We start from the raw sequence: 24305 nt of genomic DNA on the forward strand, positions 1-24305 counted from the left end.
ATTTTCAACAACCAAAGGAGACAAGACATGCAAACCAGACTGAGCACCTTCCTCAAGGCGCTTGCCTCGGCGCCTTTGATCTTCATGGCCTGTGCCTCGCCGGCGCAGGATTTCCCGACGCGGGCGATCACGATGGTCGTGCCTTTCGCGCCGGGCGGGCCGACCGACACGATCTCGCGCAACATCGCGCAGAAGATGAGCGACACGCTCGGCCAGCCCGTCGTCGTGGACAACCGGCCCGGTGGCGGCGGCCAGATCGCCGGCTCCTTCGTGCGCCAGGCGAAGCCGGATGGCTACACGCTGTTCGTCGGAGCGACCGAGATGTTCGCCATCAACCACACGCTGTTCAGCAAGTTCTCCTACGACCCGATGAAGGACTTCACGCCGGTCAGCGCCTTCGTCCAGACGCCGATGATCCTGGTGGTGGCCAAGGACAGTGCCGCCGGCACCGTGCAGGATCTGATCGCACTGGCGAAATCGAAGCCCGAGGGGCTCAGCTACGCATCCCAGGGTCCGGGTTCGATCGGCCACCTGCTGGGCCAGACCTTCGGGAGCAGGACGGGCGTCAAGATGGTTCACGTGCCCTACAAGGGGTCGGCACCCGCGCTGCAGGACCTGGTCACGGGTCGCGTCGACCTGATGTTCGACGTGATGATGAGCAGCGGCCCGCTGATCAACGCCGGCAAGCTCAAGGCGCTGGCCGTGGCGGATCCGCGCGCGTTCGCAGGCCTGCCCGCCGTGCCGACGCTGTCTCAGGCCGGCGTCGGCGGTCTGGATGCCGGGGTCTGGTTCGGCGTGGTGGCCCCGGCCGGCACCCCCGATGCCGTCGTCGCGACACTCAACGCGGCCGTCACCAAGGCCATCCAGAGCCCCGACCTCGTCAAGCGCTTTGCCGACCAGGGGCTGGATCCCCTGCCCATGACCGCCGCGCAGTTCGGCCAGTTCATGAAGGGCGAGGTCAACCGCTGGACGCCGCTGGTCAAGGCAAGCGGTGCGCAGGTGGAATGAACGCTTCCTGATTTCGCCATTCGCGCGGAGACATCCCGACTTTCTGCGTGAAGAGCCGCGACAACGCCGAGGCGTTGGCGTAGCCCAGTTCGTCGGCGATGGCCTTGACCGGAGTCCCGTCCCGGAGCCGGGCCTGCGCGATGGCCAGCCGCCATGCCGCGAGGTAGTTCGCAGGCGTCGTCCCGACCCGTGACTTGAAGCGCGCCGCGAAGGCGCTCCGCGACATGCCTGCGACCCTGGCCATTTCATCGAGCGGCCAGGGATCGCCGGGCCGCTCGTGCAGGGCCACCAGCGCACGCGCCAGCGGCGGCTCGCCCAGGCCGGTCAGCAGGCCGACCGGCAATTCGACTTCCTGCGGATGGTCGAGAAGCCAGCGCAGCAACTGGATCAGCACGACCTCGAACAAGCGGTCTGCCAGCAGCCGGTGCCCGCACAGCACCTGCGTGGTCTCCGCGAACAGCAGGGACAGCGACGCTTCGAGCCCCGGCACCTCGCGCAGCGGGAGCCGGATCAGCGGCGGCAGCGCGCGCGCCAGCGGATGCGCATCGCCGCCTTCGAAGTCGACGGTCGCGCAGACGAAATCGGAACCCTCCGAAGGCGCGTTGTGGAACTGGTGCTCGAGCGGTCGAGGGTAGAAAAGGAGGCTCGGCTCGTTTACCACGATCCGGCGGGGAACTCCCTTGCGCGGCGAATGGGTGACGACCATGTCGCCGCGCCGCAGCACATGCAGAAAGCCGCGCCCCGGCTCGGCGGCGTAGGTGGTGACGCCGCACAGGGGGCCGGCGTGGAACAGGTGCGCCCGCACTCGGAAGCGCTCAAGCAGCGAGGAAAGCCGGTCGATCGATGCACTGGCCTGCATTGGACGATTAGGTATGTCTGATGGATGGAACGATACCCATCATACGACGCGCCGGAGGAAACTCGTTGCATCGACATCAACTGAAGGAACCGAAATGAACCGCATCCAACTCGTCCCCGACCACGCTGCCGCCGGAGAGGCGAAGGCCCTTCTCGCCCGCATCCACGGCGCCTTCGGTGCCACGCCGAACATGTTCCGCGCCGTGGCCAATTCGCCTGCCGCCCTCAAGAGCATGTGGGGCGCGTTCGGGGCCCTGAGCGGCGGCGTGCTGCCCGCGCAACTCGGCGAGAAGATTGCCGTGGCCGTCGCCGAACGCAACGCCTGCCGCTACTGCCTGGCCGCGCACACGGCGCTCGGTCGCAAGGCCGGAGTGTCTGCGTCGGACATGGCGGCCGCGCAGGCCGGCGAATCCTCCGATCCGAAGACCGCCGCCGCCCTGCGCTTCGCCCTCCAGCTGGTCGACGCACGAGGGCAGATCGGCGAGGCAGACCTGCTGGCGCTGCGCACCGCGGGATTCGACGACGAGCACATCGTCGAGATCCTGGCCCACGTCGCGCTGAACCTGTTCACCAACTACGTGAATGTCGCGTTCGACGTGCCGGTCGACTTTCCCGCCGTGGAATTGCGCACGGCCGCCTAGCTTCCATCTCATCTTCGATTCAGGAGGTTCACCATGTCACACCACCCCGAAGCACCGCCGCTGCAGGTTGCGCAGTGGCTCAACACGGCAACCCCGATCAGCCTGGAGTCGCTTCGCGGCCGGGTGGTCGTGCTGGAAGCCTTCCAGATGCTGTGCCCGGCCTGCGTGTCGCACAGCCTGCCGCAGGCCAGGAAGATCCGGCAGCTCTTTGCCGCGAAGGATGTCGCGGTTCTCGGCCTGCACTCGGTCTTCGAGCATCACGACGTCATGACGCCCGCGGCTCTGGAGGCCTTCGTCCACGAGTACCGCCTGACGTTCCCGATCGCGATCGACGCCCCTTCGCGCGGCAGCATCCCGGCCACGATGCGTGACTATCAGCTGCAGGGAACGCCGACGACCGTGCTGATCGATCGACGGGGCCGGATCCGCATGAGTCACTTCGGACTGATCGACGACATCGCCTTGGGCGCCGCCATCGGCCAGCTGGTGGCCGAGGACGCCCCCACGGCGCCGACCGAGCGTCCTTCGGACGATTCGAAGGCGCTCCAGGCGGCGGCTGCGCAGTGTGACGAGCAAGGCTGCAGGACCGTCGCGGGCTAGCTGCACGAGAGAGGTCCCGCCTCGAGGCGGTTTCCGGGCATTCGCAGGGCGCGCCGGACACCCGAGCAAGAACTCCGGACGCTCGCGCATGGTCGCGCTTCACGAACGGCCCCAAGATGCCGAGACCTCGAAGGAGCCTCCATGGACGAGCACTCTACGGACTACCTGGTCGTCGGCGCGGGCGCGATGGGCATGGGCTTTGCCGATTCGCTTTTCGACCTCAGCGACGCACGCATCACGCTGGTCGATCTCCACGATCGGCCCGGAGGCCACTGGAACGACGCCTATCCGTTCGTGCGCCTGCACCAGCCCTCGGCGTTCTACGGACTCAATTCGCGGACGCTGGGCACCGATGCGGTCGATACCGCCGGCACCAACTGCGGACTGCACGAGATGGCCTCGGGCCAGCAGGTGCTGGACCACTTCGACGCCGTCCTGCGCCAGAAGCTGCTGCCCTCCGGGCGGGTGAAGCTGCTCTCGATGACGGAACACGTGGGCATGGACCCGGCCGGCATGCAACGGGTCCGATCCCTCCTGAACGGCACGGAGGGCGGCATCAGGGTGCGGCGCAAGATCGTGCATGCCACGCACACCGGCACGCGGGTGCCGGCCACGCACAGCCCGCGATTCGCGATCGCCGCAGGCGTTCGTTGCGTGCCCCCGAACGCCCTGCCCCACATTGCGCGCGCGCATTCACGCTACACGGTGGTAGGCGCGGGCAAGACGGGCATGGATGCCTGCCTGTGGCTGCTGCTCAACGGCGCGGAGCCCGCGCGCATTCGCTGGATCATGCCCAGCGACGCCTGGTTCCTCGACCGCGCCAACGTGCAGCCCGGTGCCGAGCACCTCGACCGCTTCTTCGGCTCGCTGGCCGCGCAGTTCGAGTGCGTGGCGCGCGCCGCATCGCTGGAGGACCTGTTTGTGCAGCTGGAATCCCAGGGACAGCTGCTGCGGCTCGATCGATCGGTGTCGCCGACCCGGTACCGCTGCGCCACGGTGACCCGCCAGGAGCTCGCCGAGCTGCGCCGCATCCGGTCGGTGCTGCGTCTCGGGCATGTGCAGGAGATCGGTGTCGATCGTGTCGTTCTCGAGAAAGGCGTCGTCGGCGCGCTGCCGGGGGAGCTGTTCATCGACTGCAGCGCTTGCGGCATACCGTCGCGGCCTGGAATTCCCGTCTTCCAGGGCGACGAGGCCATCCATCTGCAACTGGTGCGCCAATGCGCGCCCTCTTTCAGTGCTGCCTTCATCGCCGCGGTCGAATGCCTGGTCGAGGCGGGCGCCGAAGCGCGCAACGACATGTGCCAGCCGGTGCCGCTGCCCCAGGACGACACGAGCTGGGTCACCATGCATGCGACGACGCTGGCAAATCGCCAGCGCTGGTCGCGCCATGAGCGACTCATGCAATGGCTGGCGGCTTCGCGTCTTGACTACGGCACGCGCATGCGCAGCCAGGTCTCGCCGCAGGTGATGGAGCGGTACATCCGGTCGGTCAAGGCTGCCGCGCCACAGTGGCCCGGGCTCGTCGCCGCGTGCGGGCTGCAGCGCGCCGAGCAGCACCCCGCGCCGGCTGCCTCGGGCTTTCAGGAACCCGGCGAGCCGGCACGCTCGAGCTGCGTGCGTCGCCAGCCGGCCGGTGGAGAACCGGTCGCCCGCTTGAATGCGCGGGAGAACGCGGCCTCCGATTCGTAGCCGACCTCCAGCGCCACCGCCGCCACGCTCGAGCGGCTTTCCCTGAGCAGGCGGGCGCCGCACTGCATGCGCCAGCTGGCCAGGTACTGCATCGGTGCCATGCCGGTCAGCGCGACGAAGCGATCGTGCAGGGCCGAGCGCGACAGGCCGACCTGCCGGCCGAGCTCTTCCAGTGTCCACGGCGCCGCCGGATCGGCGTGCATGGCCGAGATCGCGCGTCCGACCTGCCGGTCGCGCAACGCAGCGAACCAGCCCTGTGTGTCCTGCGACAGCGATTCCAGATAGCGCCTTGCGCCGTCGACGAAGACCATTTCGCTGACGCGCTGGAGGAGCGCCGCGCCGCCGGCCCGACGCGCTCTGGATTCCGACGCCGCATGCTCGAGCATCGGTGCCACCCAGGCACCGACGCCCTCGGCCGGGAGGTGCAGCACGCGGGGCAGCGCATGGATCAGGGGATTGAAGGGACGCAGGTCGCACGCGATGAAGCCGCAGACGATGACCGTCGTGGCGTCTTCGGGCGGCAGAAGGCCGAGCTCCACCGTGCTGCCGCGGTAGGTCACCGGCAGGGGCCTGGCTTCCTCCATCTCGTCGAACAGCCAGTCGTCGTCGGGCGCCGACTGCATGCCCGGTGCGCTCGAGACCATGTGGCCGTCACCGTGCGGCAGCATCACGATGTCGCCTTCCCGCATGCGCAGCGGCGGCTCGCCATCGACGCCGATCCAGCCTTCGCCCTTGACGAACAGGTGGTACTCGATCACGTGCTCGGCACCCGGCATCAGCGTCGGCGCTACCTCGGACGACTTCGGCGCCCAGACCGCCCACTGGTCACGGCAGCTGACGTGAAAGAACACCGAACCCCGCAGGCGCACGCTGCGAAGCACGTCGGACAGCGGATCGAGCTCGTTCATGGCCGCAGGGCCGATGCATCGGCGGACGCTGGAGCAAGGCGCGGCGACATCCGGTGAAGCGCCCCGGGCCGTCGCCGGGAATCATCGGGACACCGGCAACGATGCTGTCGGCAATCAACCCACCTGAAGGAACATGTCATGACCTCCTCCATCATCGAGAGCCCCGCAGCCGAGGCGCCTGACTATGCCGCGATCAAGCAGCGCCAGCAAGCCACCTGGGCCAGCGGCGACTACACCGTCGTGGGCACGACGCTGCAGATCGTCGGCGAAACGCTGGCCGAGGCGGTCGACCTGCGTGCCGGCGAACGCGTGCTCGACGTCGCTGCGGGCAACGGCAACGCAACGCTGGCCGCGGCCCGCCGCTACGCCGAGGTCACTTCCACCGACTACGTGCAGGCGCTGCTCGACAGGGGCCGCGCGCGGGCCGAGGCCGAAGGCCTGACCGTCAGCTTCCAGCTCGCCGATGCCGAGGCCCTGCCCTTCGATGGCGCCAGCTTCGATTGCGTGCTGTCGGTCTTCGGCGTGATGTTCGCGCCCGACCAGGCCCGCGCTGCGCAGGAGCTGCTGCGGGTCGTGCGGCCCGGTGGCCGGATCGGCATGGCCAACTGGACGCCCAACGGATTCATCGGCCGGCTGTTCAAGATCATCGGCGCGCATGTGCCGCCGCCCGCCGGCGTGCGCCCGCCCTCGCTCTGGGGCACCGAGGCGCAGCTCGTCCAGTGGTTCGGACCGAGGGCGCTGACCCTGAAGGTCGAGCATCGGTACTTCGCCTTCCGCTATCGGTCAGCCGCGCATTTCGTGCAGGTGTTCCGGGACTTCTACGGCCCGACCCACAAGGCCTTCGGCGCGCTCGATGCAGCCGGGCAGGCTGCACTGGAGCGCGACATCACGGCATTGATCGACGAACTCGACATCGGTGGCGGGCGCGGCCTGGTGGTGCCGAGCGAGTACGCCGAGATCGTCATCACCGTCAGCTGAGCCGCCTGGGCGCCATTGCTTGCAGGTGCGCGGCCAGCGCCCTGGCGGCGGGCGACAGACGCGTCTCGTCGTGAAAGCAGATGGCGAAGCTTCGCCGGGCCCAGGGGTCCGTGAGCGGCAGGACCTTGAGCCCATGGGTCGATGCCACGGGCTCGGCGACCTCGCGCGGGACCACCGCGATGCCGAGGTTCGCGCGCACGCAGCGCAGCGACGCATCGAAGGTCGACACCACCGCGCGGTAGCTGATGGTCTTTCCGATGATGGCCGCGGCCCGCGCCAGCATGGTGTGCACGGCGGTCGATGCCGGCAGCCCCACGTGGTCGTAGTCCAACGTGTCCTCGAAGGCGCAGCGCTTGCGGGCTGCGAGGGGATGCGACGGGCTGGCGATGATGGCCAGATGGTCGCTGCGATAGGGCCGCGTCTGCAGCCCCTCGAGGTCCGCCGCGTCCCAGCAGACCGCCAGCGGAGCGAGCCCTTCGCGCAGGCCGGTGACCACATCGCGGCTCAGCGCTTCCTCGATGTCGATTCGGATCTCGCGGTGCTCGGGGACCTGCAGGAACGAGGCGATGTCGTCGGGCAGCAACTCGGCAATGGACGAGACCGTGGCCAGTATGCGTACCTGGCCCTTGATGCCCTTGCCGAATGCGGCCATGTCGCGCGCGACCCGGTCGGCGCCGGCCAGCATGCCGCGCGCATGCTCCAGCAGGATCTCGCCCGCGCCCGTGATGGATACGCCGCGGCGGTTGCGCTCCACCAGCACGTTGCCGAGCGTGTGCTCCAGCTGCGCGATGCGCTTGCTGATGGCCGAGGCGACGATGTGGTGCTGCTCCGCGGCCCGCGCGATGTTGCGGGTCTCGCAGACGGCCACGAACAGGCGGAGGCTGGTGAGGTCGAGGTCGTGCATGCCGTGATGTCGGTGACATTCCCATATGGAACTGTGATCGTTCCAATTTACCGCTTTCAAGATCAATAGGGAATGCCTACAGTGGCTCCATCGCGCCGACCCGAGCGCCCCAGCCTGGAGACACCCCATGACAGTTCCTTCGGCCCGCCTGCCGCGCAGCGCCGTGATCCGCGAAGTAGGACTGCGCGACGGCTTGCAGAGCATCGCGACGATCCTGCCCACCGCGCAAAAGATCGAATGGATCCGCGCCGCCTACGAGGCAGGCCAGCGCGAGATCGAGGTCGGCTCCTTCGTGCCGGCCCGCCTGCTGCCGCAGCTGGCCGACACCGCGGAACTGGTGGCCTTCGCCAGGACGCTGCCCGGGCTCTTCACCTCGGTGCTGGTGCCCAACCTGCGCGGCGCCGAGAGCGCGATCGCCGCCAGCGCCGACCTGATGATCGTGCCGCTGTCGGCCAGCCACGCCCACAGCCTGGCCAACCTGCGCAAGACACCCGACGACGTGGTCGCCGAGGTCGCGAAGATCCGCGCGGCGCGCGACGCGTCAGGCTCGCGCACCCTGATCGAAGGCGGCGTCGGCACGGCCTTCGGCTGCACGCTGCAGGGGGCGGTCGACAAGCGCGAGGTGCTGCGCCTGATGCAGGCCCTGCTGGACGCCGGCGCCGACCGCGTGAGCATCGCCGACACGGTCGGCTACGCCGATCCCGGCATGGTGCGCGACCTGTTCGAAGACGCGGTCGCGATTGCCGGCGAGCGCTTCTGGTGCGGCCACTTCCACGACACGCGCGGCCTCGGCCTCGCCAACGTCTATGCCGCGCTCGAAGTCGGCGTCAGCCGCTTCGACGCCTGCCTGGCGGGCATCGGCGGCTGCCCGCACGCGCCCGGCGCCAGCGGCAACGTCTCGACCGAAGACCTGGCCTACATGCTCGGCAGCATGCACATCGCCACCGGCATCGACATCGGGCGGTTGCTCGCGCTGCGGGGCCGGGTCGCGCAATGGCTGGCCGGCGAGACCCTCCATGGGTCGCTCTGGCAGGCCGGCCTGCCGAAGACCTTCGGCCTCGGCGCCGAAGCCGTTTCAGCCTGAACAACCAGAGAACCGATTCATGACCACCCCTTCTGCTTCCCTGCCCCTCGCCGGCATCCGCGTGCTCGAGTTCACCCACATGGTGATGGGCCCGACCTGCGGCATGATCCTCGCCGACCTCGGCGCCGAGGTGATCAAGGTCGAGCCGCCCGGCGGCGACAAGACACGCAAGCTGCCGGGCCTGGGCATCGGCTTCTTCCGCTCCTTCAACCGCAACAAGAAGAGCGTCGTGATCGACATCGCGACGGAGGAAGGACGTGCCACCGCGGCCGAACTCGCGGGCCAGTGCGACGTGGTGCTCGAGAACTTCCGGCCAGGCCTGATGGCCAGCTTCGGCCTCGACCACGAGACGCTGTCGGCCAAGTACCCGAAGCTGATCTACGTCACGCACAAGGGCTTCCTGCCCGGTCCCTACGAGAACCGGCTCGCGCTCGACGAGGTGGTACAGATGATGGGGGGCCTCTCGTACATGACCGGTCCGGTCGGCCGGCCGCTGCGCGCGGGCACCTCGGTCAACGACATCATGGGCGGCATGTTCGGCGCCATCGGCGTGCTGGCGGCGCTGCGCGAGCGCGAGCGCACGGGCCGGGGGCAGGAGGTGCAGAGTGCCCTCTTCGAGAACTGCGTCTTCCTGTCCTCGCAGCACATGCAGCAGTTCGCGATGACCGGCGAGCCGCCGCCGCCGATGCCTTCGCGCGTGTCGGCCTGGAGCGTCTACGACGTCTTCACGCTGGCGGAGGGCGAGCAGCTCTTCATCGGCGCGGTCAGCGACAAGCAGTTCCTCACGCTGTGCCGCGTGATCGAGGCGCCCGAGCTGGCGGCCGATCCGGCGCTCGCGAACAACGCGCTGCGCGTGGCGGTGCGGCCCGCGCTGCTGGCAAAGCTCGGCGAGATCCTCAAGCACCATCGGATCGAGGACCTGGCCCCCAAGCTGGAGGCGGCCGGCATTCCCTATGCACCGATCATGCGGCCCGACCAGCTGGTCAACGACCCGCACCTGAAGGCCAGCGGCGGCCTGGTGCCGATGGAATGCGACGACGGCGAGATGACGGACGTCGTGCTGCTGCCGCTGCTCATGGGCGGACGCCGGCCGGGCGTGCGGCATGCACTACCCGCCGTCGGACAGCACACGGACGAGATCCTGGCCGGCCTTCCGAGTCACGTTCCCGCCTGATACCGATTCAAAGAACCCACGGAGACAACCCATGAAACTCGAATTGCAACGCCGCGCGGTCAACGCGCTCATCGCGACCGCCTTTGTCCTCAGCGCGGCCAGCAGCATGGCGCAAGCCTCCGACAAGCCATTGCGCCTGGTGCTGCCGGTCGGTGCCGGCTCCGGCGTCGACACCATCATGCGAGCGGCCGCGCCTTCGCTGACCAAGTCGCTCGGCGGCCAGCCGGTCGTGATCGAGAACCTGCCCGGCGCGGGCGGCATCACCGGCACCAGCGTGGTCGTGCGCGCAGCGCCCGACGGCCAGACGCTCGGCGTGGTCTCGAACAACCACGTGGTCAATCCCAGCGTCTTCAAGAAGATGCCCTTCGACGCGATCGCCGACATCACGCCGATCTCGGTGGTGGGCGAAACGCCCTTCGTGCTGGTCGTGAACCCCAAGGTGCCGGCGAAGAACGCCAAGGAACTGCAGGCCCTGCTCAAGGCCAAGCCCGACGGCTACAACTACGCCTCGTCGGGCAACGGCACCATCATCCATCTGGCCGGCGCGATGTTCATGGACGCGGCCGGCGTCGACGTCCGCCACATCCCGTACAAGGGCGTCGGCCCGATGGTGGCCGACATCATCGGCGGCCAGGTCGAGATGGGCGTGGTCGCACTGCCCGCCGTGCAGGGCCAGCTCAAGAGCGGGCAGCTGCGCGCGATCGGCGTGATGGGTGCGAGCCGTGTGCCCTCCCTGCCCGACCTGCCGACGATCGCCGAGCAGGGCTTCCCGAGTGTCGACGTCGGGGGCTGGTTTGCCTTCGTGGGCCCGGCCAGGATGTCACCGACTGAAGTGAAGCGCCTCAATACAGCCATCATTGCCGCCTTCAACACGCCGGAAACCAAGGAAGCGATGGCCAAGCAGGAAAACATCATCAAGCCTATGACGCCCGAGGCCTCCGCGCAGTACTTCAAGTCGGAGCAGGAGCGCTACGCCAGGCTTGTCAAGAAGGCCAACATCGTGGCGGAATGAGGCACCACAACCCGAAAGCAAGCCATGACCGATCTGTTCGAAAACCCGATGGGCCTGATGGGCTTCGAGTTCGTCGAGTTCGCCTCGCCCACGCCCGACACCCTCGAGCCCTTCTTCGAGAAGCTCGGCTTCTCGCTGGTCGCCAGGCACCGTTCCAAGGACGTGGTGCTGTACCGCCAGGGTGACATCAACTTCGTCGTCAACCGCGAGCCCAACAGCCCGGCCGCCTACTTCGCTGCCGAACACGGACCCTCGGCCTGCGGCATGGCGTTCCGCGTCAAGGACTCCCACAAGGCCTATGCGCGTGCGCTCGAGCTCGGCGCCCAGCCGATCGAGATCGCCACCGGCCCCATGGAGCTGCGCCTGCCCGCGATCAAGGGCATCGGTGGCGCCCCGCTCTACCTCATCGACCGCTTCGAGGACGGCAAGTCGATCTACGACATCGACTTCGAATTCGTGGAAGGGGTGGAGCGGCATCCCGCAGGCCACGGCTTGAAGGTGATCGACCATCTCACCCACAACGTCTATCGCGGCCGCATGACCTTCTGGGCCAACTTCTACGAGAAGCTCTTCAACTTCCGCGAGATCCGCTACTTCGACATCCAGGGCGAATACACCGGGCTGACCTCCAAGGCGCTGACCGCGCCCGACGGCAAGATCCGCATCCCGCTGAACGAGGAGTCGGCCAAGGGCTCGGGACAGATCGAGGAATACCTCATGAAGTTCAACGGCGAAGGCATCCAGCACATCGCCCTGTTGAGCGACAACCTGATCGACACCATCGACCAGCTGGGACTGGCCGGCGTGCCGCTGATGACCGCGCCCAACGACGTCTACTACGAGATGCTCGAGACGCGCCTGCCCGGCCACGGCGAGCCGGTGGGCGAGCTGCAGGCGCGCGGCATCCTGCTCGACGGCACCACCGAGGGCGGCACGCCGCGCCTGCTGCTCCAGATCTTCTCTGAGACCGCCTTCGGGGGGCCGGTGTTCTTCGAGTTCATCCAGCGCAAGGGCGACTACAGCGACGGCTTCGGCGAAGGCAATTTCAAGGCGCTGTTCCAGTCGATCGAGCGCGATCAGGTGCGCCGCGGAGTGCTCCAGGCAAACCCATGAGTTCGCTGTCGCACGACGACGCCGGCGCGATCGCTTCGGCGTGTCCATGAAGGTGGCGCCGGCACCGGAAGCGTTTACCGCCGATGCATTGCAACGCTGGGTCGCCGCGGTGCTCGCGACGCAGGGCATGGACGCGGCGGCGGCAACCGTCGGCGCGAAGGTGATGGTGCGCACGAGCCTGCGCGGCATCGACACCCACGGCGTCTCGCGGCTGCCGGGCTATGTCGACAGGCTGGCTTCGGGCGAGATCAATCCGCGTGCGGCTCCGCGCTTCGAGAACCACCATGGGCTGCTGCGCTGCGACGGCGACGGCGGGCTCGGTCAGCTGGTTGCCACGGCGGCGATCGACCGCGCGATGGCGCAGGCGCGATCGACGGCCGTGGTGCCCTGCGGCATCGTGCATGCCGGCCACCTCGCGGCGCTCGGCACCTTCGTCCTCACGGCTGCGGAAAGCGGCTTCTTCGCCCTCCTGTGCCAGCGCACGCCGCCGATCATGGCCATGCCCGGCTCCCGAGGACCGGTGATCGGCAACAACCCGATCGCCTTCGCCGTTCCCGTGCCGGGCCAGGCGCCGCTGGTCTTCGACATGGCGCACAGCGTGGTGGCGCGCGGCCACGTGATGCAGGCGCAGCGCGAAGGCGCGCAGACGATTCCCGGCGATTGGGCCCTCGGGCCGGACGGCAGGCCCACCACCGATCCTGCGCTGGCGCTGAAGGGCGCGATGCAGCCGATGGCGGGCCACAAGGGCCTGGGACTGGCCATGCTGGTGGAGTGCCTGGCCGGCAGCCTGAACGGCGTCATCGCCGATCCGCCAGGGCAAGCGACTGCTTCGCTGCAAGGCTCGGCAGCCGACGTGAGCGCCTTCCTCATCGTCATCAACCCGGCGCTTGCGATCGGACAGGACGCCTTCGACGTCAGCATCGGGGCCTGGATGCAGGCCTTCCGGGATGGCTCGGGCCCGGGCTCGCGCTATCCGGGCCAGCGGCAGGCGAGCTGCGAAGCCCAGCGCCTCGCCGATGGCATTCCGATCCCCGCGGGTCTGCGGGCCGAGCTCCGGCAACTGGGTGCACGCGTCGGGCATCCCTTCGACCTTCTGCCGCTCTGAGGACGGCGCGCGCTGCCCGGATGCGCAGTGCGGCTGTGGCAGGATCGGGGAGCGCGGTTCTCTCGCCGCTTCCCTCGATTCGTCATTCCCATGCTCCTGCACTCCCCGTCCTCCCGAGAGAACGGCCGGGCCGTCGCCGCCATGATCGGCGGCATGGCCTGCTTCGTCACCAATGATGCCCTGGTCAAGCATGTGAGCCAGTCGATGCCGGCGGCGCAGCTGATCTTCCTGCGCGGCGTGATGGCCACGATGCTCGTCCTGCTGGTAGCGTACCGGCTGGGCGCGCTGCGCCAGGCGGGTGCGCTGCTGCATCCCAGGGTGGCGCTGCGGGGCGTGGTCGATGCCTGCGCCACCATGATGTACCTGCTGGCGCTGTTCCATCTTCCGATCGCCAACGCCACCGCGATCAATCTCGCAGCGCCGTTGTTCATGACCGTGTTCGCGGTGATCTTCATGGGCGAACGCGCGGGCGCGGCGCGCTGGTGCGCCGTCGCACTGGGATTCGCAGGCGTGCTGTTCGTGGTGCAGCCCAGCCGCGAAGGCTTCAACGCCTGGTCGCTGCTGTGCCTGGCCGGGACGCTCTTTCACGCCACGCGCGACCTGATGACCCGGCGCATCGCTGCGTCGGTGCCATCGATCATCATCACGCTGGCGACTGCACTGGCCGTCACCCTGCTTTCCGGCGCGCTGACCCTGCGTGGCGGCTGGCAGCCCTTCGGTCTGCGCGAGCTGGGCCTGCTGGGTCTCGCCGCGGTCTTCCTGGCATCGGGCTATTTCCTGCTCGTCCAGTGCATGCGCGCGGGCGAGGTGTCCCTCACGGCGCCGTTCCGCTACACGGCCGTGCTGTTCGCCATGCTGCTCGGCTATGCGGTATGGGGCGAGGTTCCGACCGCCTGGGCCTGGATCGGCACCGCCCTGCTGGTGGGTTCCGGGCTGTACATGCTGCACAGCGAGCGCAGTTCCCGCCAGGCGGCAACCCTGGCCGCCCAACCCGAATGATCAGGGGCCCTTCCGCGGCTTGACCGCCAGCGCCACGATCGTGAGGCCGGCGGCAACGATGATCGCGTCCTCGATCACGCCGCTGCGCGTCTGGCCGATCCGCGCCATGGCTCGCTCACGGGCAGCCAGCGTTGCGTAGGCCAGAGGTACGGCAGTTGCCACCGCGGTCAGGGCGCCGGCCTGCTCGCGGCCTCGGGGGGCCAATGCTGCGCCCGCGATACCTGCGCTCATCACGCGCGCGAGCAGGCCGAGGAAGACAGTGCGATCGGGCGCGGTCTTCATCTTGTCGCCGAACAGTTCTCCGACACCCATGGCCAGGGCGCCAAGCCTGAACAGAGGGCGATCCAGCAGGACCAGCCGGCCCGGCGTGCTGTGGCCCAGCAGCCGTGCCGTGGCGATGCTCGCCATGGGCGTCATGGATCGCGCACTGGCGACCGCGCCGATCAATGCGGAAAAAAGCAAGCCGCGAAGTTTCATGTCTGGACCCACACAGGTAGTACCGGGACCCTCATGGTCCTCGGTTCGGCACAGGGTCCCCGACGCAAAGCACGCGATCGGCTGTAGGAATCGGGCGTCGACTCGCCTCGCTCCTCGCTCCAACTGATTCTTCCTTTTGCGCTCCTGTCAGGGCTGCGCCTCCAGCACCAGGTTGAACGGCGTCTCCGTGGCGCGGCGAAAGTGCGTGAAGCCGCCCCGGGTCACCACGTCGCGCAGCCGCGCCTCGCCTGCCTGCGCGCCGAGGCATTCGCCGACTTCCTGCGAACGCGAAGCCGGCGTGCAGATGAAGGTCGACGCCGAGTAGAAGATGCGCCCGACCGGGTTCAGGTTGTCTTCGAGCTTGTCGTTGGCGAAGGGCTCGACGATGAGCCAGGTGCCATCGGGCTTGAGCGTCTTTCGCACGTGGGCTGCCGCGCCGACGGGGTCGCCCATGTCGTGCAGGCAATCGAACACCGCCACCAGGTCGTAGCCCGTGCCGGGATAGTCCTGCGCGCGCGCCACTTCGAATTCCACCCGATCGTGCACGCCGGCATTCTTGGCAGCCTGGCGCGCGTACTCGATCGAAGGGCCGTGGTAGTCGAAGCCGATGAAGGTCGATTTCGGATAGGCCTGCGCCATGATGATGGTCGAGGCGCCATGCCCGCAGCCGACGTCGGCAACCTTGGCGCCGGCCTGGAGCCTCGCCTCCACGCCCTCGAGTTGCGGGATCCAGTTGGCGACCAGGTTGGCTGCGTAGCCCGGGCGGAAGAAGCGCTCGGTGCCGTGGAAGAGCGCCGTGTCGTGCTCGTGCCAGCCCAGCCCGAGGCCGGTCTGCATGGCCTTGGCGATCTTCGGAATGGCCTTGAACTGGGCCACCGCGATCTGGAAGGCCCCGGGGATGAAAGCCGGGCTCCCTTCCTGCGCCAGCGCGAAGGCCTGTTCCTCGTTGAGGCTGAAGCGCTGGGTCGCGGGGTCGTAGTCGACATAGCCGCTGGCAGCCTGTGCCGACAGCCATTCCCGAAGGTAGCGCGGGTCGGTCTCGGTGCGGCGGGCCAGCGTTTCCACATCGGCCGACCCTTCTGCCAGCCGCTTGTAGAGCCCGAGCTGGTCACCCACGACGATGGTGGCGGCATGCATCACCGCGCCCAGATCGCCGACGAAGCGGCCCATGAATTCATTCAACCTGGTCTCATTGATGGCCATGATGTCCTCTGAGTTCGGCCGAGAGTGCGGGGACGGATCGTGGCGCTCAGCCTGTCGCCCAGGTCCGGTTCTCCATCACGGAGATGATTTCCTTGGCGGCGCGCGCGGCGCCGTCGGTTTCCACCGGCCGATAGGCCACCGGCGCGTGCATTGCCTGCAGCGCGCGCTCGGCCAGTTCGTCACCGCTCAATTCCTTGAACCGCACCGAGCAGTCGGCGCAGTAGTTGCGCAGCCTTCCGCGCACGTGGATGCATTGCTCGAAGTGCCGTTCGAGCGGAAAGCTCAGGAAGCGCCGGCGCGTGGCAACCAACTCCATGCAGGTGCTGAGGCCGCCTTGCACCAGCGCCAGGTCGGCGCAGGCGAGATGCTCGAACAGCTTGTGGACGTAGGGCAGCACGTCCATTCCTGCATGCGCCGGCAGCGCATCGCGCGGAACGCGAGGCCCGGCGACCAGCACGAGGCGAAGTTCCGGCACCTGGCGCTTCATCGCGGGGAAGGCGTCGGCGATGCGTTGCAGCAGCGGCAGTCCGACGGCGGTGCCACCGACCGCCGCGATCATGAGCTTCTCGTCGTCGCGATAGCCGTGCTGGCGGCGCAGCCGCCCGGTATCGGCGAGCGCCAGGGGATCGAAGGGCAAGGCGTAGCCGGTGAACGCGAAGTTGCTGCGACACCAGTCCCGGATGTTGGGCAGGCCCTGGCCGAACGGAAGGTCGGGCGCGTCCTCCGGGTTGCCGACGAAGATCGCGCGGTCGCGAATCCACGGGTAGCGCGCGATGTGCTCGATGTCGTCGGCGTTCCGGTCGGCGCACAGGAAGGCTTCGCGTTCGTTGCCCTCCTCCATCGGCAGGCAGCCGACGAAGTCGGTCAGGAACACGAAGGGCTGGCGCTTCAGCTCGGGGTTCTCGTGGTAGTGGTAGTCGACCTCCCAGGCTTCGTCGCCGACGACGATGTCGTAGTGCTCGGCCTCGAGCAGCTCGGTGAAGATCAGGAAGTTGCGCGCCATCAGTTCGTCCATGGTGCGCAGGGCGAAGAAGGCCTGCAGGTCGTGCTCGCCGGCCATCGCCTCGAAATGGCGGCTCTCGTTGGCCAGGCGCTGCGTGATCGGATGCACGCGCTCTCCCTCGCGGACCAGGTAGGTCGCGGCCGGATCGACCGTGAACCAGTCGATCTCGAGATCGGGCTGCTGCCGGCGCATCTCGCGCGCGATCGCGAGGTCGCGCTGCACGTGGCCCAGACCGATGGCGCTCGAGACGAACAGCGCGCGGCGCTTGCGCGCCATGCCGCGCACCCAGGTGGCGCGCGCCGGTCCCGGGGCGACGAAGTCGCGCAGGGCGCGGGTGAACGCCACCGGGTCGCGCGCCTGCATGAGATGGCCGCCGCCGCCGATGGCCAGCAGTCGCGCACCCGGCACCAGCTCGGCGATGGCCTCGCCCATGGCGAAAGGCACGCGCTGGTCGTTGTCGCCGTGCATGACGAGCGTCGGGCAGCGCACGCGCCGGGCCTGCTCGCGCACGTCGTTGCCCATCCATCCGGCCAGCGCCATCGCCACGGTGTCGCCGTCGGTGGCCCAGCCGCCATGCAGCACCGCGTCTTCGTAGGGCTTGGTCGAGTGCGGTTCGGTGAAGCAGAGCGAGCCGAAGAACCGGTCGATGTAGGCCGGCCAGTCCTCGCGCATGGCCTCGAACTGGGCCTTCGCGGCGGCGACCGCCGCGGGGTTCTCGAGCAGCCGCTGCGCGAAGCCGCCTGCGATCACCAGGTGCGAGACACGCTCGGGCTGCTCGGCCGCCAGGCGCAGCACCGTCATCGTGGTGGCCGACACGCCGACCAGCGCCGCGCGGTCGACCGCGAGCCGGTCGAGCACGGCGACGAAGTCGGCGTAGTAGTGATCGAACGCATAGGCCTCGGGAGCCGTCGGACGGTCGGACTTTCCGCTTCCGCGCAAGTCCATGACCACCACCCTGAAGTGCTGCGACAGGTAGGGCACCACGCCCTTCAGCAGGTGCGAGTTGCCGATCTGGAACACCGGCGCGAAGGCCAGCCACGGACCTTGGTCTCCATACCGGGCGTACCACGAGCGGACGCCGTCACGCTCGACGAAGCCTTCGCTGAGCGGTGCGACCGTCTCGAACGGATGCGGCTCCGGCAAGGTGCGCGGTGCCGGCAGCGGCCCGGCCGCGAGTGCCAGCCTTTGCGGTACGGACGCTGGCGTCATGTGCTTCTCCTGCGCACCCGGGCCGTGGGCTTGCCGGCTGCCTTCGTCTCGACCAGGCGCAGCAGCGTTCCCACCGCGGCCAGTGCTTCCCGCTGGTGGCCGTGCTCCTCGGCGACGCCGAGCGTCATGCCGGCTTCCATTCCGAACCAGAACCACGCGACCCACGCCGCGATGGCACGCCCCGACACCGGCAGGTCGAGCCCCGATTCGTCGATGAACGCATTGACGCCGGACTCCACCAGTTCGTGCCAGGCCTGCATCCGCGGCACGAACCCGGCGCGCAGCTCCGCGTCGTGGAAGCTGGCGCCCATCAGTTCCATCAGCAGTCGCACGAAGCCCGACTTCAGGTCGTCCTCGTAGAACGCGCAGGCCTGCTGCCACTTCTGGCTGGTGCTCGCCTCGGCCTCGTACATGCGCGACTGCCGCTTCAGCAGTCGCTCGTTGGCCTCGTCCAGCACCGCGAGCACGAGTTGCTGCTTGCCCCGGAAGTGGTAGCCGATCAGCGCATGGTTGACGCCGGCGTCACGCGCGATGTCGCGAACGCTCAAGTTGGCGTAGCCGCCTTCGCACAGGCGGCGTCGGGTCGCCTCGAGGATCAGCGTGCGGGTGGCCTGGCCATCGGAACGCACCGGCTTGGCGGCCGGAGCGCTCCGGCGCACGGTTGCCGCCTTGGCCCCCGTCTTCCCCGGCTTAGATTGAACGCGCGGTTTATCCATTCGTTCAATCTAAAGCCGGGACGATGGATCGTCAAGACGATGCGGGCATGTCTTGCGGCCTATGCTGTTCAGCGCGGCGCCGGCCGATCTGTCGTGGCTTGGCAGGTCGAGGCCTGGAGTGGAAGTGCAGGGCAGGCCGCCGTGTGGCGGCGGGACCGACATGATGCATTTGCACTATGTGGCGCGGGCCGCATGCCCGGGAGACTCGACACTGAAACATCTTGAAGCACATCGATGCGACTCCCCACCGGCCCTCGCTCCCCCATCCTGCGCGAAGTCCTTTGCCGCGGCTTGAACTTCATCGTCGTCCTGGCAGCCAGTCGGCTGCTGTTCGTCATCGAGCGACTGCCGCAATGACGCAGCTGCTCGCGCTCGAGATGGGACAGGCGCGAACGTCCTGACCGGCTGGAGGCGCCGGCCGGCTCAGCGCGTGACGTTCGGCGGGACGGCGCCGCCCGACGCCTGGGCTCGCAGGGCCGACAGCAGGCGCTGGTAGTCCGGGTTGTTGCGCAGCAGTTCGCGGCCGGTGGTGATGAGGCGCGCCACCTGCTCCTCGTCGAGCACGAAGCTGGTCGGGATCTCGTTCAGGAAGCGGCGCATGGTGACGTCGGTCACGTCCTCGAAGCTCAGGCGGATGAAGTACGAGGTGACGGGATGCCCTGGCGTCGACAGCTCGCGGCTCCAGCGGTCGAGGTTCTCCTGGGTGTGCTGCAGCGTGGCCACGTTGTAGCGGTGGATCTGCACGTTCGTGACCGCGCTCATGGTCTCTTCGAGGGTCGGTGCCCGGTTGCTCTTGCCGAAGCCCTCGGGCGCGTCGGCGGCGGCATTGACCGAGATGATGGCGATGCGGCGCTGCTGCGGAACCCCGAAGGCGGCCGCGTAGTCCCGTGCGCCGCCGGCCAATTGGACCGCATCCAGCAACGCCAGCAGGCCCAGGTTGTCGGTGATGCCGCCGTCGACGAATTGCGCGAACTTGTGCGTCACCTTGTCCTGGTAGGCCAGGTCGTCCCGCACGACCATGCTGAGGTATGCGTTGTCGCCGTCCCGCTTCTTGGCGGCCGCCAGCCAGGGCGGCATGGTGCTCGGGCAGCTGCTGTAGTTCTCGACCACCACGGGCTCGAACAGCACCGGCACGGCACTCGACGCCGTCACGGCGCGCGCCAGCGGAAAGCTGCTCAGGTCCGAGCAGAGCAGCCCGAAGTACTCCTGAACGAAGGAGAAGCGCCCGCCGGTCGCCAGGTCGGAACTGTTGATCAGGATCATCGGGCCGTCGCGCCTGGCCAGATCGCCGAAGGTCGCGTCACCGAACAGCAATTGCTTGTAGTAGGCGACCGCCATTTCCGTGCGCCCCTTGCTGCTGAACCAGCGCGCCGGGTTCAGGAGGCCGCGCAGCAGGGCGCCCTGCACATTGCTGGTGAGGAAGCGCTTCTCGTAGTCCTCGAAGATGCGGTTGCCGTAGAGCCCGTAGTAGGCCGAGGTGAAGCTGCCTCCGGACACCGAGCTGATGACGTTGATCGCCTCCAGCAGGCTCTGCTCCTTGCCGTCGATCAGTACCTTGGTGTCGCGCAGTTCCTGCAGCACGCCGTAGGACAGGGCGGCGGCACGCGTGCCTCCACCCGAGAAGGCCACCGCGAGTGTCAGGTCGCTCGGTTGGCGATGCTGCTTGGCGGCGAATTCACGCAGCGAATACTCCGTGCCCTGCTCTCCCGGCGTCAGCGGCGCGTTGGCGATCACGCCATAGCTCGTGCAGGCGCCCAGCACCAGCGTCGAGGCGAGCATCACGGGCAGCAGCATGCCCCTCTTCGAGAAACGGGTGGATGAAATGGACATGGGCGTGATCGTATCTTTTCGACGCGGGCCGCGGATCGCCTGCCTCGGCATGCGGTGAACGCTGCAGTCCGGCATCACGCAAAAAGCGCGCCCCGGCGCGACGATCGGATACCGGCAATCCGGCCATCTTGCGGATCGATGCGCCTGACGATAGTGTCGGAATGCGAGGCTGCGCGAGCGTGACCATTGGGCGCACGAACGTCTCGGCCGTGAATGGCTACGCAGGGAGCTCCCACATGCAATGGATAGAGACGTTCGGCTATCTCGGCGGCCTGATGACGCTGACCACCTTCTCGATGAAGACGATGCTGCACCTGCGCATCGCGGGCATCGTGTCCAACGTGTTCTTCATTTCCTACGGCTCGCTGGGCCACGTCTACCCGGTGCTCATCCTTCACCTGGCGCTGCTGCCCCTCAACGTCTGGCGTCTTCGGCAGCTGCTGCGGCTCACCAGCCAGATCAAGGGCATCGCTGCGGGCCGGCTGTCGATGGAATGGCTCAAGCCCTTCTCCCGCCGCAAGGAGTTCGTTTCCGGAGAGACGCTGTTTCGCCAGGGCGACGCCGCGACCGAAGTCATGTTCGTGCTCAGCGGCCGGTTCCGTGCGATCGAAGCCGACGTCGCCCTGGAACGAGGCGACCTCATCGGCGAGCTCGGGCTGCTGACCAGGGACCGCACGCGGACGCAGACCGTCGTTTGCGAACAGGAAGGCGCGCTGCTGCTCGTCACCTACGACGAGGTGCGGCAGATGTACTTTCAGAATCCCGGCTTCGGCTTCTATTTCCTGGAACTCGTGGCCGAGAGGTTGATGCGCGACGCCACGCGGATGGCACTGGTGCGGAACGTGGAAACTCGATCAGGGTCGGCGAACACGAGCGCGCCGTAGTCGCCACCGCGTTGGCGGCCGGCTCAGGCCTGCGCGCCGGCCGCCGCGGCAGCTACAGCAGCATTCTTCAACCTCGTCCGCACCTCCGAGGTGCTCGCCAGCTTGCCGCCAGCGCCAACGATGCGCCGCGCGGCGGCCTCGGTGAGTTCCCTGTTGCCGAGCCTGCAACCCATCGGCGCATCCTCGAGGCCCACGCGCACGTGGCCGCCGCGTCGAACGGTCATGTCGATGAGCGGATCGACCTCGACGCCGAGCCCGGCGACCATCCACGGCGCTTGCGGCGCGGTGGTGCCAAGCAGCTCGAGGTAGGCGGCCAGCGCCCATTCGGTTGGCGGGAAGCCGAAGGCGATGTGCTCGGAGAACATCAGGCGATAGATCGGCACGGGCGCCCCGGGGTACGCGTTCCACAAGGCCGCGCCGAAGCGCATGAAGCCGGGTTCGTAGATGGCGAACGACGGCGTGATGCGATGCGTGCGGGCCAGCGACAGCCCGTGCCGCACATGCGCCTCGGGGTTGGCGTAGACGAAGCCTTCCTTGCCGGTCGCGATGTCTGCGTAGTGGCTGATGTTGACCGATCCGGGATCGACCACGGCCCATTCGATCAGGCCGGCATGCAGCAGCTTCTCGACGGCAGCGAAGCGCTGGGCCGGTGTCAGCGGCGTCGGCGAATCCACGCTGCCTGCGAATGGCAGCGTCGGGTAGCAGATCACGTCGGCCTCGGCGCGGATCCGCTCGATGATGGGGGCATAGATGTCGTAGTCGTCGCGTTGTCGGCCGCTCACCGCGTCATAGGCGTGGAAATGCAGGATCGACGCACCCGCTTCGACGCATCGCATGGCGTCGTCGAAGATCTCGTCGGCCAGCACGGGCATCAGGGGCTGGCGCGTGCGCGACCAGGGGCCGTTGAGGGCGACTTCGAGCCAGACGGGCGAGTGCATGCGGCGGCCTTCAGATCAGCGCGCAGATCGCGTCGCTCATCTCGACGGTGGTCGCCGTGCCGCCCAGGTCGCCGGTGCGCGGCCCGGTGGCCAGCACCTGCTCGATCGCGCGCACGATCGCGTCGTGGGCATCGCGATGACCAAGGAAGTCGAGCATCAGCGCGCCCGACCAGATCATGGCGACCGGGTTCGCGATGCCCTTGCCGTAAATGTCGGGCGCCGAGCCGTGGACCGGCTCGAACAACGACGGAAAGCGTCGCTCGGGGTTGAGGTTGGCCGAAGGCGCGAGGCCGATCGTCCCGGTGCATGCGGGCCCGAGATCCGACAGGATGTCGCCGAACAGGTTGCTCGCCACCACCACGTCGAAGCGCTGCGGCTGCAGCACGAAGCGCGCCGACAGGATGTCGATGTGCTGCTTGTCCACCTTCACCTCGGGGTAGTCGGCCGCCACCGCGTCGGCACGGCGGTCCCACCACGGCATGCTGATCGCGATGCCGTTGCTCTTGGTGGCCACCGTGAGCTGCCGTCGCGGCCGCGACTGCGCGAGGTCGAATGCATAGCGCAGGACCCGGTCGGCGCCGAAGCGGCTGAAGACCGATTCCTGGACGACGATCTCCCGATCGGTGCCTTCGAACATGATGCCGCCGAGGTTCGTGTACTCGCCCTCGGTGTTCTCGCGGACGATGAGGAAGTCGATGTCGCCGGGCTTGCGGCCGGCCAGCGGACCCGGCACGCCCTCGAACAGGCGCACCGGGCGCAGGTTCACGTACTGGTCGAACTCGCGCCGGAACTTGAGCAGCGATCCCCACAGCGACACGTGGTCCGGCACGGTCTCGGGCCAGCCGACGGCGCCGAAGTAGATGGCGTCCATGTCCTGCAGCCGGGCCTTCCAGTCGTCCGGCATCATCTGCCCGGTACGGGCGAAGTAGTCGCAGCTGGCCCAGTCGATGGGCGTCACGGCGAGTTCGATGTCGAAGCGGCGCGCCACGCGCTCGAGCACCCGCAGGCCCTCGGGCATGACCTCCTTGCCGATGCCGTCGCCGGCGATGGCGGCGATCCGCAATGCCTTGCCGCTCATTCTGCGAGCAGCGAGACGAGTTCCGGCACCAGCGCCTGCGCGCCACCCTTCTCGACCGCGCGATCGAAGGTCCCGAGCACGGCCTGGGCGATCGCCTGCGCCGCGCCGACGTCGCCCGCCATCGCGTTGTAGTAGCCGAGGTCCTTCTGGGCATTGGCCATGTAGAAGCGAAGGCCAGATGGATCGCGCGACGCGAGGTAGGGCTTCAGCCGCTCCAGCGCGACGCCACCGCCGCCGCCCTTGGCGAGCACGTCGATGAAGACTTCCGGCGCGACACCCGAGCGCTGCGCGCAGGCGGCAGCCTCCGACAGCAGCGCGACGAAGCCGAGCGACACGTAGTTGTGCAGCAGCTTCATGCGATGGCCGGCGCCGACCGGACCGGCGTGCGTGATGTTCTCGGCGAAGCAGGCCAGGATCGGGCGGCATTCGGCGAACAGCGCCTCGTCGCCGCCCACCAGCAGGTTCAGGCGGCCTTCGGCGGCCTCCTTCGGCGTGCGGGTCATCGGTGTATCGAGGAAGCGACCGCCCGCCTCGGCCACCGCCTTGGCCACGCGTTCGGTCGACGAGGGCACCGCGGTCGAACAGTCGATCACCACGGTTCCCGGGCGAATGCCTTCGAGCACGCCGCCTTCACCCATCAGCACGGCCTCGACCTGCGGCGTGCCGGTGACGCAGAGAATGATGACGTCGCTGGCGGCCGCCAGCGCCTTCGCACTGACCGCGGTCTTGACGCCGGCGGCCTTCAACTGGTCGAGCGGCTGGTTGCCGGCATGCTCGAGTACGGTGAGCGGGTAGCCGTGCTTGGCAACGTTCTGTGCGATGCCGTGCCCCATGAGGCCAATGCCGACCATGCCGATGTTCTGCTTCATTCAATGCTTTCGATGGACGTTGGGA

At 68.2% G+C, this 24305-nt stretch carries 23 protein-coding genes; 12 read left to right on the forward strand and 11 right to left on the reverse strand.

Annotated features, from left to right (window positions below; translation table 11 throughout):
• The first annotated feature begins 27 nt into the window (after positions 1 to 27).
• The gene (locus tag QTH87_RS20715; RefSeq protein WP_286611928.1) at positions 28 to 1008 is read left to right on the forward strand and encodes a Bug family tripartite tricarboxylate transporter substrate binding protein; all 981 of its coding nucleotides are present in this window, start codon (positions 28 to 30) and stop codon (positions 1006 to 1008) included.
• Here QTH87_RS20715 and QTH87_RS20720 read toward each other — a convergent pair.
• Positions 980 to 1867, reverse strand: coding sequence for an AraC family transcriptional regulator (locus tag QTH87_RS20720; protein ID WP_286611930.1), 888 nt, complete (start codon positions 1865 to 1867; stop codon positions 980 to 982). The genes QTH87_RS20715 and QTH87_RS20720 overlap by 29 nt on opposite strands.
• 94 nt (positions 1868 to 1961) lie before the next feature.
• Between QTH87_RS20720 and QTH87_RS20725 the strand changes: the two genes are divergently transcribed.
• The 3 genes from QTH87_RS20725 to QTH87_RS20735 all read left to right on the forward strand — a co-directional run bounded on the left by QTH87_RS20725 (position 1962) and on the right by QTH87_RS20735 (position 4796).
• Positions 1962 to 2507 (forward strand): carboxymuconolactone decarboxylase family protein, encoded by a 546-nt coding sequence (locus QTH87_RS20725; RefSeq protein ID WP_286611932.1) that lies wholly within the window; start codon positions 1962 to 1964, stop codon positions 2505 to 2507.
• Positions 2508 to 2540: 33 nt separating this feature from the next.
• Positions 2541 to 3107, forward strand: a complete 567-nt coding sequence (locus QTH87_RS20730) for a redoxin family protein (protein ID WP_286611934.1) — start codon at positions 2541 to 2543, stop codon at positions 3105 to 3107.
• A gap of 141 nt (positions 3108 to 3248) precedes the next feature.
• Positions 3249 to 4796, forward strand: coding sequence for an NAD(P)/FAD-dependent oxidoreductase (locus tag QTH87_RS20735; protein ID WP_286611936.1), 1548 nt, complete (start codon positions 3249 to 3251; stop codon positions 4794 to 4796).
• On the opposite strand, the gene QTH87_RS20740 is transcribed toward QTH87_RS20735, so the two are convergent.
• On the reverse strand, positions 4688 to 5704 hold the full coding sequence (locus tag QTH87_RS20740) for an AraC family transcriptional regulator (protein WP_286611937.1): 1017 nt from the start codon (positions 5702 to 5704) through the stop codon (positions 4688 to 4690). The two genes, QTH87_RS20735 and QTH87_RS20740, sit on opposite strands and share 109 nt — an antisense overlap.
• A gap of 138 nt (positions 5705 to 5842) precedes the next feature.
• On the opposite strand from QTH87_RS20740, the gene QTH87_RS20745 reads away from it, so the two are divergent.
• Positions 5843 to 6682: a class I SAM-dependent methyltransferase gene (locus tag QTH87_RS20745; RefSeq protein ID WP_286611938.1), complete on the forward strand. Its 840-nt coding sequence runs from the start codon at positions 5843 to 5845 to the stop codon at positions 6680 to 6682.
• Here the strand turns inward: QTH87_RS20745 and QTH87_RS20750 are convergent.
• The gene (locus QTH87_RS20750) at positions 6675 to 7586 is read right to left on the reverse strand and encodes a LysR family transcriptional regulator (RefSeq protein ID WP_286611940.1); all 912 of its coding nucleotides are present in this window, start codon (positions 7584 to 7586) and stop codon (positions 6675 to 6677) included. The genes QTH87_RS20745 and QTH87_RS20750 overlap by 8 nt on opposite strands.
• 127 nt (positions 7587 to 7713) lie before the next feature.
• Between QTH87_RS20750 and QTH87_RS20755 the strand changes: the two genes are divergently transcribed.
• The 6 genes from QTH87_RS20755 (at position 7714) to QTH87_RS20780 (ending at position 14073) form a co-directional block, all read left to right on the forward strand.
• A complete protein-coding gene (locus tag QTH87_RS20755) occupies positions 7714 to 8670 on the forward strand; it encodes a hydroxymethylglutaryl-CoA lyase (protein ID WP_286611941.1) in 957 nt (318 codons plus the stop codon).
• A gap of 19 nt (positions 8671 to 8689) precedes the next feature.
• Complete coding sequence (locus QTH87_RS20760; protein WP_286611943.1) at positions 8690 to 9844, forward strand: CaiB/BaiF CoA transferase family protein; 1155 nt, start codon at positions 8690 to 8692, stop codon at positions 9842 to 9844.
• Between the two features lie 31 nt (positions 9845 to 9875).
• Entirely contained in the window at positions 9876 to 10856 is a 981-nt protein-coding gene (locus QTH87_RS20765) for a tripartite tricarboxylate transporter substrate binding protein (protein WP_286611945.1), read from the forward strand.
• Positions 10857 to 10880: 24 nt separating this feature from the next.
• Entirely contained in the window at positions 10881 to 11969 is a 1089-nt protein-coding gene (gene hppD, locus QTH87_RS20770; protein ID WP_286611946.1) for a 4-hydroxyphenylpyruvate dioxygenase, read from the forward strand.
• 46 nt (positions 11970 to 12015) lie between these two features.
• The gene (locus QTH87_RS20775; protein ID WP_286612095.1) at positions 12016 to 13074 is read left to right on the forward strand and encodes an Ldh family oxidoreductase; all 1059 of its coding nucleotides are present in this window, start codon (positions 12016 to 12018) and stop codon (positions 13072 to 13074) included.
• A 90-nt stretch (positions 13075 to 13164) separates the two neighbouring features.
• Positions 13165 to 14073 carry a DMT family transporter gene (locus QTH87_RS20780; protein WP_286611948.1) on the forward strand — a complete coding sequence of 303 codons (909 nt, stop codon included), beginning with the start codon at positions 13165 to 13167 and terminating at the stop codon, positions 14071 to 14073.
• Here QTH87_RS20780 and QTH87_RS20785 read toward each other — a convergent pair whose 3' ends face one another.
• The 5 genes from QTH87_RS20785 to QTH87_RS20805 all read right to left on the reverse strand — a co-directional run bounded on the left by QTH87_RS20785 (position 14074) and on the right by QTH87_RS20805 (position 20511).
• The gene (locus tag QTH87_RS20785; protein WP_286611950.1) at positions 14074 to 14481 is read right to left on the reverse strand and encodes a hypothetical protein; all 408 of its coding nucleotides are present in this window, start codon (positions 14479 to 14481) and stop codon (positions 14074 to 14076) included.
• A gap of 216 nt (positions 14482 to 14697) precedes the next feature.
• The gene (locus tag QTH87_RS20790) at positions 14698 to 15753 is read right to left on the reverse strand and encodes a class I SAM-dependent methyltransferase (protein ID WP_286611951.1); all 1056 of its coding nucleotides are present in this window, start codon (positions 15751 to 15753) and stop codon (positions 14698 to 14700) included.
• A gap of 46 nt (positions 15754 to 15799) precedes the next feature.
• Entirely contained in the window at positions 15800 to 17965 is a 2166-nt protein-coding gene (locus QTH87_RS20795; protein WP_286611953.1) for an alpha/beta hydrolase, read from the reverse strand.
• Complete coding sequence (locus tag QTH87_RS20800; RefSeq protein ID WP_286611954.1) at positions 17962 to 18624, reverse strand: TetR/AcrR family transcriptional regulator; 663 nt, start codon at positions 18622 to 18624, stop codon at positions 17962 to 17964. Before QTH87_RS20800 ends, QTH87_RS20795 begins: the two co-directional genes overlap by 4 nt.
• A gap of 480 nt (positions 18625 to 19104) precedes the next feature.
• Positions 19105 to 20511 (reverse strand): patatin-like phospholipase family protein, encoded by a 1407-nt coding sequence (locus tag QTH87_RS20805; RefSeq protein ID WP_286611955.1) that lies wholly within the window; start codon positions 20509 to 20511, stop codon positions 19105 to 19107.
• Positions 20512 to 20639: 128 nt separating this feature from the next.
• Between QTH87_RS20805 and QTH87_RS20810 the strand changes: the two genes are divergently transcribed.
• Complete coding sequence (locus QTH87_RS20810) at positions 20640 to 21395, forward strand: Crp/Fnr family transcriptional regulator (protein WP_286611956.1); 756 nt, start codon at positions 20640 to 20642, stop codon at positions 21393 to 21395.
• A 23-nt stretch (positions 21396 to 21418) separates the two neighbouring features.
• On the opposite strand, the gene QTH87_RS20815 is transcribed toward QTH87_RS20810, so the two are convergent.
• From QTH87_RS20815 to QTH87_RS20825, 3 genes are read right to left on the reverse strand one after another with little or no spacing between them, the layout of a single operon-like run.
• Complete coding sequence (locus QTH87_RS20815; RefSeq protein ID WP_286611957.1) at positions 21419 to 22333, reverse strand: beta-keto acid cleavage family enzyme; 915 nt, start codon at positions 22331 to 22333, stop codon at positions 21419 to 21421.
• A 10-nt stretch (positions 22334 to 22343) separates the two neighbouring features.
• Complete coding sequence (locus tag QTH87_RS20820) at positions 22344 to 23411, reverse strand: tartrate dehydrogenase (protein ID WP_286611958.1); 1068 nt, start codon at positions 23409 to 23411, stop codon at positions 22344 to 22346.
• Entirely contained in the window at positions 23408 to 24280 is an 873-nt protein-coding gene (locus QTH87_RS20825) for an NAD(P)-dependent oxidoreductase (protein ID WP_286611959.1), read from the reverse strand. The genes QTH87_RS20820 and QTH87_RS20825 overlap by 4 nt, the downstream gene beginning before the upstream one ends.
• Positions 24281 to 24305 lie beyond the last annotated feature (25 nt).

The organism is Variovorax jilinensis, assembly GCF_030316885.1.
Classification (GTDB): Bacteria; Pseudomonadota; Gammaproteobacteria; order Burkholderiales; family Burkholderiaceae_C; genus Variovorax; species Variovorax jilinensis.

Coding starts and splice junctions, on each gene's coding strand:
- QTH87_RS20760 (WP_286611943.1), top strand. CDS start 8,690: ATGACCACCCCTTCTGCTTCCCTGCCCCTCGCCGGCATCCGCGTGCTC.
- QTH87_RS20820 (WP_286611958.1), bottom strand. CDS start 23,411: ATGAGCGGCAAGGCATTGCGGATCGCCGCCATCGCCGGCGACGGCATC.
- QTH87_RS20740 (WP_286611937.1), bottom strand. CDS start 5,704: ATGAACGAGCTCGATCCGCTGTCCGACGTGCTTCGCAGCGTGCGCCTG.
- QTH87_RS20765 (WP_286611945.1), top strand. CDS start 9,876: ATGAAACTCGAATTGCAACGCCGCGCGGTCAACGCGCTCATCGCGACC.
- QTH87_RS20805 (WP_286611955.1), bottom strand. CDS start 20,511: ATGTCCATTTCATCCACCCGTTTCTCGAAGAGGGGCATGCTGCTGCCC.
- QTH87_RS20775 (WP_286612095.1), top strand. CDS start 12,016: ATGAAGGTGGCGCCGGCACCGGAAGCGTTTACCGCCGATGCATTGCAA.
- QTH87_RS20725 (WP_286611932.1), top strand. CDS start 1,962: ATGAACCGCATCCAACTCGTCCCCGACCACGCTGCCGCCGGAGAGGCG.
- QTH87_RS20735 (WP_286611936.1), top strand. CDS start 3,249: ATGGACGAGCACTCTACGGACTACCTGGTCGTCGGCGCGGGCGCGATG.
- QTH87_RS20825 (WP_286611959.1), bottom strand. CDS start 24,280: ATGAAGCAGAACATCGGCATGGTCGGCATTGGCCTCATGGGGCACGGC.
- QTH87_RS20785 (WP_286611950.1), bottom strand. CDS start 14,481: ATGGCGAGCATCGCCACGGCACGGCTGCTGGGCCACAGCACGCCGGGC.
- QTH87_RS20750 (WP_286611940.1), bottom strand. CDS start 7,586: ATGCACGACCTCGACCTCACCAGCCTCCGCCTGTTCGTGGCCGTCTGC.
- QTH87_RS20780 (WP_286611948.1), top strand. CDS start 13,165: ATGCTCCTGCACTCCCCGTCCTCCCGAGAGAACGGCCGGGCCGTCGCC.
- QTH87_RS20730 (WP_286611934.1), top strand. CDS start 2,541: ATGTCACACCACCCCGAAGCACCGCCGCTGCAGGTTGCGCAGTGGCTC.
- QTH87_RS20720 (WP_286611930.1), bottom strand. CDS start 1,867: ATGCAGGCCAGTGCATCGATCGACCGGCTTTCCTCGCTGCTTGAGCGC.
- QTH87_RS20715 (WP_286611928.1), top strand. CDS start 28: ATGCAAACCAGACTGAGCACCTTCCTCAAGGCGCTTGCCTCGGCGCCT.
- hppD (WP_286611946.1), top strand. CDS start 10,881: ATGACCGATCTGTTCGAAAACCCGATGGGCCTGATGGGCTTCGAGTTC.
- QTH87_RS20755 (WP_286611941.1), top strand. CDS start 7,714: ATGACAGTTCCTTCGGCCCGCCTGCCGCGCAGCGCCGTGATCCGCGAA.
- QTH87_RS20790 (WP_286611951.1), bottom strand. CDS start 15,753: ATGGCCATCAATGAGACCAGGTTGAATGAATTCATGGGCCGCTTCGTC.
- QTH87_RS20815 (WP_286611957.1), bottom strand. CDS start 22,333: ATGCACTCGCCCGTCTGGCTCGAAGTCGCCCTCAACGGCCCCTGGTCG.
- QTH87_RS20745 (WP_286611938.1), top strand. CDS start 5,843: ATGACCTCCTCCATCATCGAGAGCCCCGCAGCCGAGGCGCCTGACTAT.
- QTH87_RS20795 (WP_286611953.1), bottom strand. CDS start 17,965: ATGACGCCAGCGTCCGTACCGCAAAGGCTGGCACTCGCGGCCGGGCCG.